This is a genomic window from Paenibacillus sp. J31TS4, assembly GCF_018403265.1.
In the GTDB taxonomy this organism is placed as follows: Bacteria; Bacillota; Bacilli; order Paenibacillales; family NBRC-103111; genus J31TS4.
In genome coordinates, this window is record NZ_BOSI01000005.1 from 112,954 (window position 1) to 128,002 (window position 15,049).

18 protein-coding genes are annotated in these 15,049 nt (G+C 48.0%); 2 read left to right on the forward strand and 16 right to left on the reverse strand.

From position 1 onward, the window contains the following. Nucleotides 1-221: 221 nt before the first annotated feature. On the reverse strand, nucleotides 222-983 hold the full coding sequence (locus KJS47_RS19690; protein WP_213526924.1) for a class I SAM-dependent methyltransferase: 762 nt from the start codon (nucleotides 981-983) through the stop codon (nucleotides 222-224). Between the two features lie 219 nt (nucleotides 984-1,202). On the opposite strand from KJS47_RS19690, the gene KJS47_RS19695 reads away from it, so the two are divergent. Continuing rightward, nucleotides 1,203-1,436 carry an alpha/beta-type small acid-soluble spore protein gene (locus KJS47_RS19695; protein ID WP_213526926.1) on the forward strand — a complete coding sequence of 78 codons (234 nt, stop codon included), beginning with the start codon at nucleotides 1,203-1,205 and terminating at the stop codon, nucleotides 1,434-1,436. Between the two features lie 79 nt (nucleotides 1,437-1,515). Here KJS47_RS19695 and KJS47_RS19700 read toward each other — a convergent pair whose 3' ends face one another. From KJS47_RS19700 to KJS47_RS19720, 5 genes are all read right to left on the reverse strand, one after another. Next, nucleotides 1,516-2,280, reverse strand: a complete 765-nt coding sequence (locus KJS47_RS19700; protein WP_213526928.1) for a VOC family protein — start codon at nucleotides 2,278-2,280, stop codon at nucleotides 1,516-1,518. A 62-nt stretch (nucleotides 2,281-2,342) separates the two neighbouring features. Then, the gene (locus KJS47_RS19705; protein WP_213526930.1) at nucleotides 2,343-3,890 is read right to left on the reverse strand and encodes an RNA polymerase sigma factor; all 1,548 of its coding nucleotides are present in this window, start codon (nucleotides 3,888-3,890) and stop codon (nucleotides 2,343-2,345) included. 383 nt (nucleotides 3,891-4,273) lie between these two features. Next, nucleotides 4,274-5,497, reverse strand: coding sequence for a hypothetical protein (locus KJS47_RS19710; RefSeq protein WP_213526932.1), 1,224 nt, complete (start codon nucleotides 5,495-5,497; stop codon nucleotides 4,274-4,276). Between the two features lie 317 nt (nucleotides 5,498-5,814). Then, nucleotides 5,815-6,390, reverse strand: coding sequence for a replication-relaxation family protein (locus KJS47_RS19715; RefSeq protein WP_249716600.1), 576 nt, complete (start codon nucleotides 6,388-6,390; stop codon nucleotides 5,815-5,817). After that, nucleotides 6,275-7,519 (reverse strand): FtsK/SpoIIIE domain-containing protein, encoded by a 1,245-nt coding sequence (locus KJS47_RS19720; protein ID WP_213526936.1) that lies wholly within the window; start codon nucleotides 7,517-7,519, stop codon nucleotides 6,275-6,277. Before KJS47_RS19720 ends, KJS47_RS19715 begins: the two co-directional genes overlap by 116 nt. A gap of 675 nt (nucleotides 7,520-8,194) precedes the next feature. On the opposite strand from KJS47_RS19720, the gene KJS47_RS19725 reads away from it, so the two are divergent. Next, entirely contained in the window at nucleotides 8,195-8,425 is a 231-nt protein-coding gene (locus KJS47_RS19725) for a transcriptional regulator (protein WP_213526938.1), read from the forward strand. 291 nt (nucleotides 8,426-8,716) lie between these two features. Here the strand turns inward: KJS47_RS19725 and KJS47_RS19730 are convergent, their stop codons facing one another. The 10 genes from KJS47_RS19730 to KJS47_RS19775 form a co-directional block, all read right to left on the reverse strand. Next, nucleotides 8,717-9,751, reverse strand: coding sequence for a hypothetical protein (locus KJS47_RS19730; protein WP_213526940.1), 1,035 nt, complete (start codon nucleotides 9,749-9,751; stop codon nucleotides 8,717-8,719). A gap of 11 nt (nucleotides 9,752-9,762) precedes the next feature. After that, the gene (locus KJS47_RS19735; protein ID WP_213526942.1) at nucleotides 9,763-10,452 is read right to left on the reverse strand and encodes a hypothetical protein; all 690 of its coding nucleotides are present in this window, start codon (nucleotides 10,450-10,452) and stop codon (nucleotides 9,763-9,765) included. After that, the gene (locus KJS47_RS19740) at nucleotides 10,449-10,961 is read right to left on the reverse strand and encodes a hypothetical protein (protein WP_213526944.1); all 513 of its coding nucleotides are present in this window, start codon (nucleotides 10,959-10,961) and stop codon (nucleotides 10,449-10,451) included. Before KJS47_RS19740 ends, KJS47_RS19735 begins: the two co-directional genes overlap by 4 nt. 251 nt (nucleotides 10,962-11,212) lie before the next feature. Next, nucleotides 11,213-11,956: a head maturation protease, ClpP-related gene (locus tag KJS47_RS19745; RefSeq protein ID WP_249716564.1), complete on the reverse strand. Its 744-nt coding sequence runs from the start codon at nucleotides 11,954-11,956 to the stop codon at nucleotides 11,213-11,215. After that, a complete protein-coding gene (locus KJS47_RS19750) occupies nucleotides 11,953-12,507 on the reverse strand; it encodes a hypothetical protein (protein ID WP_213526946.1) in 555 nt (184 codons plus the stop codon). The genes KJS47_RS19745 and KJS47_RS19750 overlap by 4 nt, the downstream gene beginning before the upstream one ends. Before the next feature lie 45 nt (nucleotides 12,508-12,552). Further along, a complete protein-coding gene (locus tag KJS47_RS19755) occupies nucleotides 12,553-13,131 on the reverse strand; it encodes an HK97 family phage prohead protease (RefSeq protein ID WP_213526948.1) in 579 nt (192 codons plus the stop codon). A gap of 124 nt (nucleotides 13,132-13,255) precedes the next feature. Continuing rightward, the gene (locus KJS47_RS19760; RefSeq protein ID WP_213526950.1) at nucleotides 13,256-13,438 is read right to left on the reverse strand and encodes a hypothetical protein; all 183 of its coding nucleotides are present in this window, start codon (nucleotides 13,436-13,438) and stop codon (nucleotides 13,256-13,258) included. Between the two features lie 230 nt (nucleotides 13,439-13,668). Continuing rightward, nucleotides 13,669-13,965, reverse strand: coding sequence for an ArpU family phage packaging/lysis transcriptional regulator (locus KJS47_RS19765; protein WP_213526952.1), 297 nt, complete (start codon nucleotides 13,963-13,965; stop codon nucleotides 13,669-13,671). 5 nt (nucleotides 13,966-13,970) lie between these two features. After that, nucleotides 13,971-14,270, reverse strand: coding sequence for a hypothetical protein (locus tag KJS47_RS19770; RefSeq protein WP_213526954.1), 300 nt, complete (start codon nucleotides 14,268-14,270; stop codon nucleotides 13,971-13,973). A 24-nt stretch (nucleotides 14,271-14,294) separates the two neighbouring features. Then, nucleotides 14,295-15,044: a hypothetical protein gene (locus tag KJS47_RS19775; protein WP_213526956.1), complete on the reverse strand. Its 750-nt coding sequence runs from the start codon at nucleotides 15,042-15,044 to the stop codon at nucleotides 14,295-14,297. Nucleotides 15,045-15,049 lie beyond the last annotated feature (5 nt).

Sequence of the window (15,049 nt, forward strand, 5' to 3'; positions counted from 1 at the left end):
TGAGCCTGCCTCAGGGGGTCGGAGAACGGCTTCCTCCGTTCGTTCGGTGTCCGTTCTGCCACGATCGGTCTAAGCTAATCGAATCAACCAAAAAAGCCTCTTTGGAGCCTCTTTGCTAGTTAACTCAGCAAAAAGCTCCGTGGGGCTTTTTTATTATTAACATCCCCGTAGGGCTTTTTACCCCAGTCTTACAAAGTACCGGGCCGGGTAGCAGACCAACCTTACACGCGCCCCCAATAGATCCGGGTCTCGTAATCGAACGGAACCCGCCCGTCCCGCTCGTGCCTCGCAAACAGCTGCCGCAACGCTTCCAGCATCGGCTCGTGATTCGGATGCCCCGCTTGCGGGGAATACGAGGACGACCGCAGCCGGCCTTCGAGTCCCTCGTAGCTAAGCTGATAGCGGTTCGGGAATTCTCCGACTGTTACTGCGCCATCCCGGAAAAAATCCCGCAGCACGTCAGGCGTAACATTCCGGTGATTCACTTTCGCATAGTCGATGCCGTACCGGTGGAGAAGCTCTTCGTATTCCTCCAGAAAGGGTGTCCCTGTCGTCACTCGTTCGTTCCAGACGAGAGCGACCACCCCCTCCGGCTTCAAGATGCGTTGGAACTCCCGCTTCGTTCCTTCGCGGTCGAACCAGTGGAACGCCTGGGCGCAGACGACCCCGCTCACCGAACCATCGGGGAGACCGGTTTCCTCGGCCGAGCCGTCGATCGGGCGGAACCGGTCGCTTGCGCCGAGCTCCGCTACGGCAGCCTCTCGCATGTCCTGGTTCGGCTCCACGGCGTAAACCACGCTTCCCCGTTCGAGCAGCAGGCTCGTAAAAATCCCCGTCCCCGCCCCGACGTCCGCAACCGTCTCTCCGGACCGGAAGCCCACTTCGCCATACAGGTAGTCGATTGCCGCCTCGGGGTAGCTCGGGCGGTATTTCACGTAATGGTCCACCCGGCTTGAGAATCTTGTTTTGTTGTCGCTTGCCATGTATTGTCCTCCTTCATCCTGTTCTTGGTCGGCCGGCAGCCTTCCAACCACCTCTTGTCCGCAAGGAATGCTTCTCCTTCTCCTCCTGCCTGATTTGAGTTTACCAGAGTGCCGTCCGGCCGGGGAGAGGCAGCCCGAACGACTGGTTTCAATTTCCAAAAGAATCGCGTGTATTATTCTCGTTTTGGCCCATACTACCTATCACTGGAGGTGATAAACATGGGTCAAGGACAAAGCCGCAGCAGAAACGTGCTCGTAGTACCTCAAGCTAATCAAGCTCTCGACCAACTGAAATATGAAGTTGCTCAAGAGCTGGGGATTCAAATCCCGCAAGACGGTTACTACGGCTACATGGCTACTCGCGATACTGGCGCGATCGGTGGTCACATCACTCGCCGTCTGGTACAAATCGCTGAGCAGCAACTGGCTGGACAAGCTGGTTTCAACCGCTAAGCCGTCTGTTCCATCACCGAAAAGAACGACTCCCTCGGAGTCGTTCTTTTTCTGTGTCGGTCAGACTTACAGGAGAACCTCACATGGCGGGTTTCTCGCACACCATCAGCCCGTTGCCATCCGGATCGTAGAAAGTAAAATAAAGTGTCCCCGCCCGCATCTCGAGATCATCCACCTTTATTCCCTTGGAACGTACGTATTCCATCGCTGCCACAATGTCTCCGGTTTCAAGGATCAGGATGGGATTGACTCGAAGCTCAAGCTGCAAGCGGTCATAAGAAACGCGCTGGCTCTGGCACAGCCGGTTGTCATCTATGAGGAGCTGCGCCCCTCTATCCATTCGAATATACGGCAGCTCTGCATGCTGCGGATCGATTTCCGTCTTGCTCTGCAAAAAAGTCTCATACCATTGCACAGTTTCCTGCAGATCCTCCGCATGCGCGATGACGTGGCTAACCCGGTTCAGGAGACGATGCGCCGGCTTGGACTTGTTGTCTTGCTGAGGCGTACGGCTGGCTTGGCATACCATATTGGAATTGATATTAAAGAAGGAGACGTCGGGAAACCGCTGAACCTCGCTCATAAAGCCATGCGGAAGCGTCTCTGCAAACGAACGAGCCTCATCAATCTGCTGCGTATCGAACATGATGGTGGGCGGAAATCCCCAGGCATTGCTGTCCAGAATGAGATCCGTTCCATCGAAATCGAAGTAATAGATCGCACCGCCCTCCTGTTTCGGCTGAATGGGCATCTCCAACAAATCGGCATACCACTCAATGGACCGTTTAAGATTGCTGACCGGGAAAAAGACGGCCGGCATGTAACGCGAAATGGGTGATGACATAGGACAACAACCTCCTGAATAATTGGATTCCTCTTATAGACACAGCGAGCCCACAATTTCTATCAAGCTTTGTACGTTTCCAGATGGGCTAGCGCTTCTTTCTCCGCTTCCCATGCAGCCAGCAGGCCTTCGCGAATGTGCGACAGACGGTTCGCATGGCTTCCCCCGTAACCAAACGGAAAGGAAGGGTACATGCCGGCAAACGCCTCGCTTGCCCGCAAAAAGCAGGCCGATGCTCGTGCCAGTCCAATCCGGCGATCCGTGCTCTTCGCCTTTTCGGACAATCCTTGCAAAAACAGATGTCCCTGCTGCCGAGCTTCGCATAAAATCGCAACCTGATAAGCATGTCCCTGAAGATCCAGCCTCTCGTCCTGGGCGGCCTCCATCCACAGCCGATAGCCGGGAAGGCCGAACGCAAATCCGGGTACCGGCGGTTCTTGGCCCCGAATATGCCGCATAACGGAAGGCAAGATCGCATCACCCGAGACCGGCCTGCCGGTACGCCGTCCGATGGCAAGGAGAAACAAGGCAGACTCCGAATGCGCCCGTCCCAGCTGCTCATACGAGAATAGGCTTGTCCTCCGGTTGTATCCCGCGTAACGGATCGTTCGGTCATCATCGTTGTAGGCATAGAGCAAGCCAAATTCGTTGATCGCCAAATTCCATACGATAGCCGGCAGGCCGCGGTCTATCGTTTCCTGGATAACGGAAAGCAAAGAGATCTGCCGTTCGGGCGACAAGGGAGAAGGTCCTGGCCGGCCGAGACATGTGCCGCTAAGTCCCAGCCGCTCCAACGCCTGATACGCCGAGTAGCTCCAATCAAACGTCGCTATGCCCTGCCATTCGCAGCGGGCCGTAACATTCAACCGGAAGGCGTCGCCCGAAATCCCCATCAGTTCGGTAAGTGACCAGTCCGGCTCGCCGGCCGTTCGAAGCACTTCCGCTATAAGGATGGATATGAGGGCGTACGGCCGCTCATACTCAGGGACCGGAAGCTCTCCGCTCCGAGGCAAGCCGCTCTGCCTCCGCTCCGCAAGATGACGGTCAACTTCCTTCCGGAACCGCTCCTCGTTCGCTTTCGTCCGCGACCGGGAGAGCACATTGTAGACGTTGCTCTTCTTCATCCCGAAACGGACCGCCAACTCATCCGGCGTAGCCTCCTCCAGGGCATAGGAGGTCAGCAAGGAACGGGATTGCTCCGGCAGGCCGCCGAGCGAACCGGTCAACAAGTCGGTCTGCCGCTCGCGGCTGAGCAGCGAGTGGAGCGGATCATACCACTCCGAAAGGTCCTCCGTTTGCCCAAGCAGTTCTACGGCATGTCCAGCGGGCGTTGTCCCGCTTGAGGCTCCCCGGATCTGATTGATTGCAGTCCGCCGTACGACCTGCCGGAACCAGGAGTGGAAGTTGCCCGGCTCGCGCAGGGTGCCGATTTTCCCTTTCATCTGGATAAATGCTTCTTGAACGACGTCTTCTGCCAAATGGGGATCCCGAACAACCCGAAGCGCCCAACGGATGGCCTGTTCCCGATAGATGGTTACCAGTTCGTGAAAAGCCGGCAAGTCGCCCTTTTGGACGCCGACGACGAGGTCCGGCAGCTGTTTAGGTTCCATACTTTCCCCTCGCTCAATCCAACCATGCTATCTGTTTGTATTCAAGACAATGGCTAGGTTATCCTGCCGTTAATTCCTATGTGACGTCCGCCCCCTAATAAAAGAAGAGCCGCTCATCAAGCGACTCTCCCTCTTACTGCCTTGCTAGATCCTTGCCCCTCTCCGTACGGATAGGCTCGCCATGTTGTAATTCGACTCGAACTATTTGGACGGTTTTCCTATTCCGCGTCAATCCGGGAAATCCAGCAATATCAAGGGGTTAAGGACAACCGCTCCGATATGTCCGAGTCATTAATTTTGAGAACGTGGTCATAAATGTGGTCAAACATGTGGTCAAAGGGTCGGTCTGCTATTCAACAATAAAAGCCCTTCTAGAAGCATTCTTACTTTTTAATTGCACGAACCACTGTCTCAACTAATTTCAGAAGATCTGAAGTAGGTATCGCTGGTGTTATTTTCTCATCTTCTTTAACTACTTTAACACCGGTGAATATTCGATCTACCAGTAGCTTCTTTACTTCTTTGCGCTCTTCTTCGTTAAATATTTCGAGATAAGGATCTATAGTTGCCATCTGCAATTCCATATTTCTATTTTCGCGTTCCACTCGATCTAACTTCGTGGCTTGTGTTGCACAATATGTAACAGCAGCACCGATAGCCAATGTAACTGACCATTTTGAGGCGATTATTGCCCATGAAAATTCTCCACTATGTAATGTGTTAAAAATCGCGCTAGCAATAAGCCCTAAAAATAATCCAACCGTAACTTTTTGCCATCTTTGCTTAGATATTTTTGCGTCGTCGGCTTCTTTTTTATAACCGGCTGCATGTCCATCAACTGACATTGTACCCAATATTCCTTTGGCTTTCGTTTGAAGTCTTCTTATATCTTCAAAGACAAGTGATGCATCCCTTAGTTGGTTCTGATGTTCCTCTTCAATAAACGAGTGAAATTCAGTGGAATCTCCTTTGATTTTATTAATTTCTTCAGAAAACTTATTATAACGCTCCTCTAAACTAGCACTGTATTCTCTTTGGCGAGTTGCTTCTGCTTCACTAAATTGTCTCTGAAAATCACTTATCACGTTATCTGCACGTGATTTTTCCAAGTCAATCTCCCTCTTGAGAGTGGATATCTCTTCTCGAAGTTTTTGAATCAATGTGTTGTTTTCTTCCGCTTCTCTAACAGAATGTCTAAGGTGTTGTCCTAGAGAATGTCGGAAAGAAACCGCTGATTCCCGAATTGTTTCAATATCACCAACATCTACAGGAACGTATAAATTATTGATACTTACACATACCTGATCTACATGTGTTAACGCGTTATTAAGGTATGATGAATTGGGGTTAGATTGGTAATGCGACATATAATTATTTATATTATTTAAGTTACTATTAAGGGTATCGAGTACCCCAGTACTTATCATTAATGGGTCTGATTTCTCAAGAACTGTTTGTAGAATGAATATAACATGGTTAATTCTATCAATCTGTATTCTATGCTCTGGGTCCAAACCATCATTTAAAATCAGTTCAGACATTACATGTAAGGTGCCTTTAATCTGATCGTGTATAGTATGTTTTTCAATAACACTTATATGGTCCATTAAGTATTTTTCCTCTCAGCAAGGTAGAATAATTGTGTTAAGAGTGTAGTTTCTTCATTTCAGCATTTTATTGACAATGTATTATTCTTCCTCATTCAAGGGAATTCCTTCTTAACACAAAATTTTCTTCATTAATTTCTATTCTTCAACAAGAAATTCAAAGATAGTGTCGATTTCGTTCGATTAAGAATAAGCCGGATTCTGTTCTAAAAGTACCGGAAAAACTTCCATACAATATTGAAAGTCCTTGCTAATATTAGGCTGATTGCGTGAAGCAGTCACCTATAATGGGTGACTGCTTCTTATCACAGGTTCATTTATCGAAGATCGTTTATTCGAAGCACTTCTGCGTGCAGCCCATCAAGAAGAGCCCGCAGCAACTTCAGCCGATACTCACTTACCGTCACGTACATTATAAGCGGAAACGCCCCATATTTTCGCTGAAAGATGCCCGTATCCCGCAGCTCCCGGTAAGACGCGATCTTCCGCTCATTCTGTGCCATTGACTGCGTGTGGTCACATTCCAGGAAGACATAGTTCCCGTTCATCCGAAAGACAGCATCAGGAATCACGCATTTATCAGCCCACTTGATCGGGAACTCTGGCCGCCAGTAATCCGGCCGGTACCGGATAAATACCTCGTTCCGCATGAGCGTGTGCGGCACATGAATGGTGCGCCGCCTAGCTACCGAGCTGCCCACTTCTTTGCGGCCGCGGGCGTTCAAGTAATAGACGGTCTCCTCGAGACGAAATGAAGATAAATAGTCGCTCATGTCATTAAGAATTCTGCATGCGTTTCTTCTGCCGCCGAGGTCGTGCAGCCGCTGAATTTGTGAGGTGGTTAGATACCCGTGGTCGTTCAAGCTCGTCAAGATTGTTGTCCACCGGTTCACTTTTGCCTGTATGGGATTCATCGGTTACCGCTCTCCTTTCGCATGAAGCAAGCAGTTCCTTCGCCCGCTCGTAAGACAGGTTGAACGTCTGCAGCACAGTATCATGTGCCTGCTGGAAGATACAGCGTCCAGGCACATCCGGCAATGCCGCGGCACCGTCATGGTCGAGGATCACTCGAGACTGGATGCCGTCACGGGTACGGAACGATATGGAGGTAGCAATGTTCGTCTTGATAAGGCCGTCTACAACGTCCGCTGAGGGCCGCTGCGTACATAGAACGAGGATTACCCCTGCCGCCCTTCCTTTGGCGCTTATCCTGGTCAGTCCGACCTTGATACGATTCTTAGTCGCCCCTTCTGGATCTCCTGCTCGGGTCTTCAGGTCGGCCAGTTCATCCATTACCAGAATGCAAAGGTTTCCTTGCCATTTCTGAGCCCCGCTACGCTCAAGGATGGAATACCTTCGGTGCATCTCTGCCTCCGTTTTTTCTATGAGATTGAGTACGCTCTGGAGGTTTGAAGCGAATCCCTTGGTGATCGCCAAATCGCGGAACAGGTTCAGCTCTACCCCGCTCTTGAGATCGCAAAGATAAAGATCCGGCTTCGGGCCGATAGCGAGCGAGGTGAGCAGGCCCCTGAGAAGGACGCTCTTCCCTCCCCCCGATATACCACCGATCAGCAGGTGCGGGAAGCTGCCTGAGAAGTCATAGAAGACCGTTTCCCCGCGCCGATTGACGCCAATAGGTACTTTCCAATCATGGCGGTCTACGGAGCTGTATGGGACGTTTCCGGCCATCTCCCCGTTATAAATGTCGATGATCAACCCGCTCTTCCAATAAACCTCCAGGTCACTTCGTAATGCCTCAGAGAGCGCTCGGGCTTGATCGATGACCTTCTTTGAGGAGAGGCCAGCCGGCAGGCTAATAAGAAGCCGAGTTCCCCAGGCGTACGGTATTGTTTTATTGATCCGTGGCAACGTGAGCGTATCGCCGTCCGGCACGCCTAGGCCCAGCGTTCTGAAGGCAGCTGCGAGCGTCTGGGGTAGGTTTAAAGAAGAAGATCGGAAAAGAGTAAAGGAAGAACCCACTGAACCCACTAACAGACCGATTCCCAGACATTCAAGAAGCATGTGTTTTCCTCCAAACCATAGGTATTCTTCCGGTCGATTGGAATGGTGTGGGACAAGAAAGAGCCTGGAGCTGGTGCGAATTCGGAGAGCATGACGCTCTGTTCAGTCCTGGAATGGATTGTGGAAGGGAGGCGGACAGCTTCATTCCTCCCTACTTTGAGATGGCCGTGGAAGAGATAGCGGTACAAAGCGCGGAATAGATCGAAGAACATTCGACGTGTCCGGCACCCACCCGGACTGGCGACGGCCCGGCCGTTTAAGGTGACGAAGCAATCTGGGTTACGGAGGGGATCTGGTAGGAAAGGAAGAGATAGCCCCCTCTCTTGATCAGAAGGTGAAAAGTAGCTCCGCTGCCGTAAGAAATCGCCATGCTGCGGACCCCCCTGCGCCGATCAAAAAGAACCGCACAAACGTTTTTGAGGTTCTGGCCGCTGCCGTATTTCCTCCTTCCTTTAACCGGTTCTCTAATAGAACCGATCCGAGAACAACGCCAGCAATCGTAATCACAGTCCCCATGCACTTTCGACTCCCTTCGTGGAATTTACCAGAGCATCTTCCACTCGACATGTTAAAGGAATATGTGCTCCCGATTGTCCAACTTGCCAAGAAAAATTCAAAAGAGCTGAATAAATAGAAATAGACTCGTCCATCATTGGGAATAGGAGGCGAGTCTAAATGTTCGGGTTAGGTAAAAGGCGCAGCAGGTTCGGCAAATTTATTGATCAGGAACTTGGATATGGAGGACAAGAGCGAGTCAGGGAAGTATCCAAGATTAGCCGGGAAACGATAGCTAAGATTTGTAATAACGCGGATTATATTCCTTCCGGGAAGACAATGAAGTTACTCATGACTGCTGTAAAGAAACTCACTGGCAAGAATGTAAGGACAGACGATTTTTGGATGTAGGGAGTTGAATGCCTATGAATAAAGAGGGGAATAAAGACATCCGTGACCAAGTAAGTGTGTACTTTACGAGTAGGAACGGGACGAATATCGGACTTATATTTCAAGATGATCCACTGATGCATTGGAAAGAATATGTAAAGCCATGGCAGAGTTCGCTTTGAAACAGGAAAAAATCAAGCAGCAAAAGGCAGCAGCCTCCCAGAAAGTGCCGGTACAATAATAAAAGCCCTTCAGGAGGACGATACCTCCGTTAGGGCCGATCGATTTTGAACCTCTAATACATTCTGGTTGTTAGCTGAGAATCGTTTCCAAGTCTACCAAGCTAATTTTGTTATCTTCCGCCAGTTCTTTGATTACTTGCAGAGCCCATGCTTTTCGTTGCTCTTCTTCTCTAGAGGCGGACCAATTACCAGTTTGAACTTCAGCATGATAACGGGCTAGAAGCCCGGGAAAGAGCACAGTATAAATAATAATTGCTGTTTTCGGGAAATCATCCATTATAGACTTCGAACTATCCTCTTCTCCAGTAAAAATTGACCGACTACTGTCAAGAAAGCAGGTGCAATTACTTGCAATTCTTGTTAGCAGTTGCAAATCAGGCAAAAGGAAGTGAAACCCTCCCTCATAAACACTCTGATTACTCCCAAGCCCTGAAAGAGCTGAAATAGACCCTAGTACGCCTGCCCCTTCACTACGATTATCATGGGCTTGTCTCTCCGAGAGTTGAGAAACAGCGTGAACATCTATTAAATTTATTGAGTAGGGGGCAGTACCATTCGGCTTGATATTGATTTTTTGTCCCCTCTTACTAAATAACCAATAGAAAAATCTGCTATCCAATTGATACTGAGGGAGGTCCTTAGATTGCAATTTTCCCCATTCTTCTCTTCTATGTTTATATCCTTGGCCAAAAAGGACAGACTTTATGCGACCTTCCTGACTCGGATTCACTTCCAAAACGCAATAGACACGGCCACTTTGCTCAAAAAATAAAACATCGACTGTTTTATTAAACACTCTATATTCCCTAGGTAAAAGGGTCCCGTTAATAATTGCCCGTGCTTGTCCAAGCATATCTTCATATTTACCAATTGCAGAAATAAAGCTTATTTCTTGTTCACCAATTATTAATTTCTCAATTTTAAACTTATTTCCACTAGCCGGATGCCATTCTATTTGAAGGGTTCTATCATACTCCTTAACTTCTCTACCCAGATATTCAATCGGTATATTGTAATCCAACTGCATCAATTCAATTATACGGGCTAATGATAGATCGCTATCCATTGCCCATATTACTAATCTCGTATCATAATTATCGGCCAACTTCTCCACTCCTATCTTCGATAAAATCCAACTTGATGCATATTTGTTTCATATTTAATAAACAATCGCAATAACCATGAGGGCTTGTCTTTTACATAAATTCTTGGCTGAATAATAGCATTTAAATTATGCGTTATATGTATTTCAGGATGGTCTGCAATAAAGTATGGATATGATTTAGATATAGAAAAGCTTCCATATCCTCCACTAACATCTTTTAATAAATCATTTAATTCTATTATAAACCCTGTTTCAGTGACCTCGACTTCTTTTAACTGTAAAGTATCTACTGCCTGTAACAGTAAATTATCGGGCGTGGAATATATTGTAAGCGTAACACGATTCTTAAGTAGAATCCAGTAAAGCGGTCTCCACCATAAACTCCCCCTTCGCTTGACTTCCACAGAAAGGGAGATCGTCCGAAGAGTTTGCGGAGTTTTGAGTGTATTATCTTCAATAAGAATTGGGGTTACATTAACACCTTTCCCCAGCTTACTTTCCTGAGTCACTTTAATAACTAGGGGTCTGAACAGCCAAGAAAATAACGGCACGAGCATAAAGATAAGATAGCTTAGAATCAGAACAATTGTATCTCTTGATTTATTCTGAAACCACGGCTGATCTGTCGAATTATGGTATATAAATAAGATAAGAAAAAATTGAACTGTCTGGGTGATAATCATCTTTAGGTATTGGTTCACAATTCCCCTAGCCTTTCAACAGGAAACGGCTTCATACCTGTCACCATTGCTAAAGGGCTGCTCACGGTTAGCATAGGAACTTCCTCCCAAAGGGCACTAATCTCAGCAACCGCATATTTTGTAACACGGTACTGTCTAGCCTTGTATAAGAAGGTTACTGATTTTATTTCGATATTCTGTGAACGAATTAGTTCTAAGCAGCCTGCTACCCTTACTTGATCTATTTCGTTCAATGCAATCTTGAGATCATCTTCAAGATCAGGGTCTATGTCGTCATCAAATTCTATTCGTAGTATTTTGATTGCCAATTTATCAGCGTTTTTAACGAGTAAGTGTAAGTTATCTTGTTGTATTTCAAAAGGTCTCAGCTTTAAGCCCGTTTGCATGGAGGTGCGCGGGTTCAATAAACCCGCGATTGGAAAAGAGTCCAGAACAAAATAATTCTCTTCGATGTGTGGGTTAGTGTACTTACCTATCATTTGGTATAGGTACACTACGTACGTTTGCATGTTCCCGTTCCCCCCTCCGTTTTTTGGCTCATTTGTATTTTACACAAATCCACCAAGAATTGATACACAAATAGGCCCATCCGCTACACAGATTCTAAGATTAGATTAGTCTTACCCTTGTTAGATCCCCCCCCTCCCCATGTAAAATTTGTCCTTGGTGAAAACGAAGGGCCCCCGCCGGTCCCCGGCGAGTTTCGCCCAATCTTTCGAAGGCAGGGGGGCTGTGTTCGTCACAGCCTCTCTGCTCGTCATCAAAGACTTCGTAAGACCCGGTTCACCCGATCAACATTCTCTCGCGCCTCAGTAATCATCCGTTGCCGGTCAGCCGCACTTACTCCTGCACTCTTAATGAGTTCCTTTGGCACATTCTTATAGCGACCCAGGGTTTCCATGTCAATGCTGGCTGCTATCTCCTGAGCTTGACCGATCTCATTGCAGAGCCCATAGTCATAGCATTCTTTTGCAGTCAGCCAGGTCTCCGCATCGAGTAGTTCAGTCAATTTGTCTCGGCTTAGGCTCTGTCCGGCTTTGCTAAGATACGCTTCGATGATGCTCTCTCTGATCTTGTCTAGGGATTCTGCCTGTTTCCGTAGCTCCTGGGCATTCCCCATTGCGATGGTCCATGGGTTATGAATCATCATCATGGCGTTGGCCGGCATACTTACTTTGTCTCCTGCCATGGCTACCACAGAGGCTATGGAAGCAGCTACCCCGTCGATATGCACTACTACCCGGGCCTTGTGACGCTTCAGAATTGTGTGAATGGCCTGCCCTTGAAATACAGAACCGCCTGGAGAATTGATGTAGACATTCAGAGTCTTGATATCTCCAAGGTCGTCCAGTTCTTTCTTAAAGCTCTGCGCGGTAGTGTCGCTGTCCTCCCATTGGTACGCTGCGATCTCTCCGTAAATATAGAGCTCACCGGTATGGTTAGCCGCTCTTTTCATCTGCCAGAAGACGGGGTTTTTCTTGATTGCAGTAAGATTGCTCATCATCTGTACACCTGCCTTCCTTCAACAAGCAGCGGTCTGATATATTGGACATTCAAGTTCAACCCCGATACGACTAGTAGTGGATTGAATCCATATTGAGAGAGGTTCTTCTTGTTCAAGTACCTCTTGTAGTACTCTACGGTTTGGTCAGCGGATACGGCCTTTTGATGAAGTTCATTTAACTCCGCCAGTCCCTCGGTTAGAACTTTGTAATGTGGCAGCAGCTTAGCATGGAGAGCAGCTGCCTTCTCTTCAAGTACAGCGCGGGTCTTGATCTGTTTGTCGATGACCTCACGGGCCAGACGCTGAACCTCCGGGTTATTAGTTGTGAGGCTGTCTATCATATCTTTACGCCTCTGGATCTGTTCTGAGGTATCCCGGATCTCAGCGTTTACCTGATCGAGGGCAGCCACATCTTGATTGCTGGCTGCATCCAGATAACGCTCCTTCAGATCCTGCAGAAGCTCATCGTCCTTCTCGCATTCTTTCTTCAGCTCAGCAATACGTCCAGCACACTTCTGGTACTCTTCTTGAATTCGTGTCTCATACGTCATATTTGTTCAATCCTTTCGGCTATATGGATAAGTCCTCTTTCAATGTCAGCTAGTTCCTCCATTTGTTCTTTCTGACCGGCCAACTGGTGATAAGTCCTTTCCTCCGGCCGGATGCTCGTCCCATTTCAGTCCTTGCAATAGAGGGTGGTCCTTATCTATGGTGCAGAAGGTCGCCTTGTTTGCTGGATTGTTGGTGAGGCAGACTTCATACAGAATAATTTTGCGGTACTCTCTAACGATGATATTTTCTTTGATCCCCACGGCACTGGCGCTTGCTGCGGCCATTTGTTCGGCCTGGACATTACGTGGTGCCTTCCTTACAAAGTAACAGCAGCTGCAGTGCCGAAGGGCTCCTCTCTTGACCTTTTTGTATGCGCTAAGCCCTGAAGGCGAATCGGGAATGAGTTTGAAGAAGACCCCACGTTCATTTTTTTGTAAAATCAAGTTCTCCCCGGTCAGCCCCAGAGTGCGGGAAAAATCATGGTTCATGGTGGCTCCGACATATCCGTCTATGATTACAGCATCGGGATTTGTCTTATCTATAGTGAAAGTGTTACTGGCCGGATCAAAGTCGTAGTAGGAGTCATTAAGTGGCATTGCCATGCCGTATATTGCTTTTTCCAATAAATCACCTCCCTCCTGGCAGGGGTGCATGGCTGTGTCTGAAGCATTTTATAAGTGCCCTAGAATTTGGAACTTTCCAACTGACTTACCGTATGTTAGAATAACGATCAGTGAGTTTTTCGTTTTATGCTTTCGCCGGTGCAACGGTGAGAGCATTTTTTCTTTCTTGGCGGATTCGGTCCATCATCCCCTCCAGGCTGCTTGTGTCATAGCCGGCCGACTTCAAGGCTTCGTTAAGGACTTCGAGGCTTATCAGCGCTCTTCCATTGCTCCCCGCCTGAGCTACTGCTTTCAGAAGATCAATCACATTGAACACCTCCTCAAAGTGCTTATGTAGCATTCATCCTCCATGTACCGCATGCTTTCCACCACATCAGCAATCCTCTGCACCGCATCCTGCCGAGTGAATAGCTCGTCTTCATCAAGTGCGCACGCGATCTCCAATAGCGCAGCCTTCAGGGCAGTGATACGCGTTAATTGGTGTATATCAACACCCATGCTCTCCCGTCCTCTCTCGTGATCTAATGGACTGTCTAATTATCCTAGTGGCTCCATTTTCAATGCCTCAGTCAGCCGATCCAGCGCTTGCTTTCGGAGCGTCAAGAATGCTCTTTCAGACATCCCAAGCGCCTTGCAGCAAGTCCTTTTATTCTTGCGCCCTTCCCTTAGAAACTGCTCGTAAATGATTCGTTTTTCCTTGTCCGGCAATTGGTCCAGAGCGGTCTTTACTTTCTCTGCCGTTGCACTGGTCTTCCCAACCAAGTCCATAAGGCGAATTTCATCCAGCACATTCACAATCGGCCGTTGTGTGCTATTTGCACCCGTTCTTTGCATAGATCTCACCTCCTTTCCCCTTCCGGCTTGTAGAGCCCGATCTGGTATGCGATCTTTCTAAAAGCACGGTATCTGATCGCTTGATACTTAGGGTTGGAAATGCCCATCAGATCACAAACCTCATAGTTCTTAACATAATCCCCATGCTTCAGGTAACGCTCTTCGATCAGTGTCTTTTCTTCCGGATCCAGGAGCTTGACCGCTATCAGCACTTGATCAAAGCCTTCAATCGGGAGCTCGAACGTCTTTACCATGCCGGCCTTTGTCAGGATCTCCGCAATCTTTTTTTGAAGCGCCTTGTCCACCCGTTACTTCTCCTTTCATTGTTTTTAAAAGCCGAGACGCCTTTTGGTCGTATGCATAAAGGCGATAATGCTTCCGTTATTGCTCTCAGGCAATTCATCAAAATGCTCGATGACAGCATCTTCAAACTCATAATCCGATACTCCGTTATCCTCCAGGCCTTCGAGCTGTTGAAGAATTGTTGACAACTGCTCTTCCGTAATCTTCATATGCTCTTTGTTGAACTTTTTTTTGAAGTGAAACCCATAGATATTTAGAAACCTGTGACCGTCATTCGGCAGAATGATGTATGTTTTATCTCTATCATTCTTGTAATTCTCTACATTCTTGTTTATATTGTTGGGTTCCCGTTGCTTTCGCAGCTGGTTCGCATGGATTTCCTCGTTGCTTTCGTCATTGCTTTCGTACTCGTCCAAAGACTGATAAACCCCGTAGTTACTTATGTTTATCAGCATCCCGTGCGTTGCCTTCGTAGTCGTGATCATGGTTGAATTTGCGTTGCTTTCGTGTCCCCCTTCGTTGGGTTTTCGTAGCCACTCGATTATTTGATAGATCTGATCCTTGGATGGTCGTTCAATCCTTGCCCCGACACGCCATTTACAGGCTTCTATGATGTCGGGAATCGACGTTCTGACTTGCCCAGGCCTCAAACCCTTGTACGTTGAATGCTGGGCCGACACCAGTAAGAATATCCAGACCTTGATATAGAGCGGCGGCTTTTCCCATATTTCGCTTTCTATTACCTTCCGGTGAAGTTTGATCCATCCTTGTTGCATTCATG

What these genes read in the sequence shown, in the direction of transcription:
- KJS47_RS19765 (WP_213526952.1), bottom strand. Translation starts at nt 13,965, where the DNA reads ATGCAAAGAACGGGTGCAAATAGCACACAACGGCCGATTGTGAATGTG.
- KJS47_RS19740 (WP_213526944.1), bottom strand. Translation starts at nt 10,961, where the DNA reads ATGCAAACGTACGTAGTGTACCTATACCAAATGATAGGTAAGTACACT.
- KJS47_RS19700 (WP_213526928.1), bottom strand. Translation starts at nt 2,280, where the DNA reads ATGTCATCACCCATTTCGCGTTACATGCCGGCCGTCTTTTTCCCGGTC.
- KJS47_RS19690 (WP_213526924.1), bottom strand. Translation starts at nt 983, where the DNA reads ATGGCAAGCGACAACAAAACAAGATTCTCAAGCCGGGTGGACCATTAC.
- KJS47_RS19725 (WP_213526938.1), top strand. Translation starts at nt 8,195, where the DNA reads ATGTTCGGGTTAGGTAAAAGGCGCAGCAGGTTCGGCAAATTTATTGAT.
- KJS47_RS19695 (WP_213526926.1), top strand. Translation starts at nt 1,203, where the DNA reads ATGGGTCAAGGACAAAGCCGCAGCAGAAACGTGCTCGTAGTACCTCAA.
- KJS47_RS19710 (WP_213526932.1), bottom strand. Translation starts at nt 5,497, where the DNA reads ATGGACCATATAAGTGTTATTGAAAAACATACTATACACGATCAGATT.
- KJS47_RS19720 (WP_213526936.1), bottom strand. Translation starts at nt 7,519, where the DNA reads ATGCTTCTTGAATGTCTGGGAATCGGTCTGTTAGTGGGTTCAGTGGGT.
- KJS47_RS19750 (WP_213526946.1), bottom strand. Translation starts at nt 12,507, where the DNA reads ATGACGTATGAGACACGAATTCAAGAAGAGTACCAGAAGTGTGCTGGA.
- KJS47_RS19775 (WP_213526956.1), bottom strand. Translation starts at nt 15,044, where the DNA reads ATGCAACAAGGATGGATCAAACTTCACCGGAAGGTAATAGAAAGCGAA.
- KJS47_RS19745 (WP_249716564.1), bottom strand. Translation starts at nt 11,956, where the DNA reads ATGATGAGCAATCTTACTGCAATCAAGAAAAACCCCGTCTTCTGGCAG.
- KJS47_RS19705 (WP_213526930.1), bottom strand. Translation starts at nt 3,890, where the DNA reads ATGGAACCTAAACAGCTGCCGGACCTCGTCGTCGGCGTCCAAAAGGGC.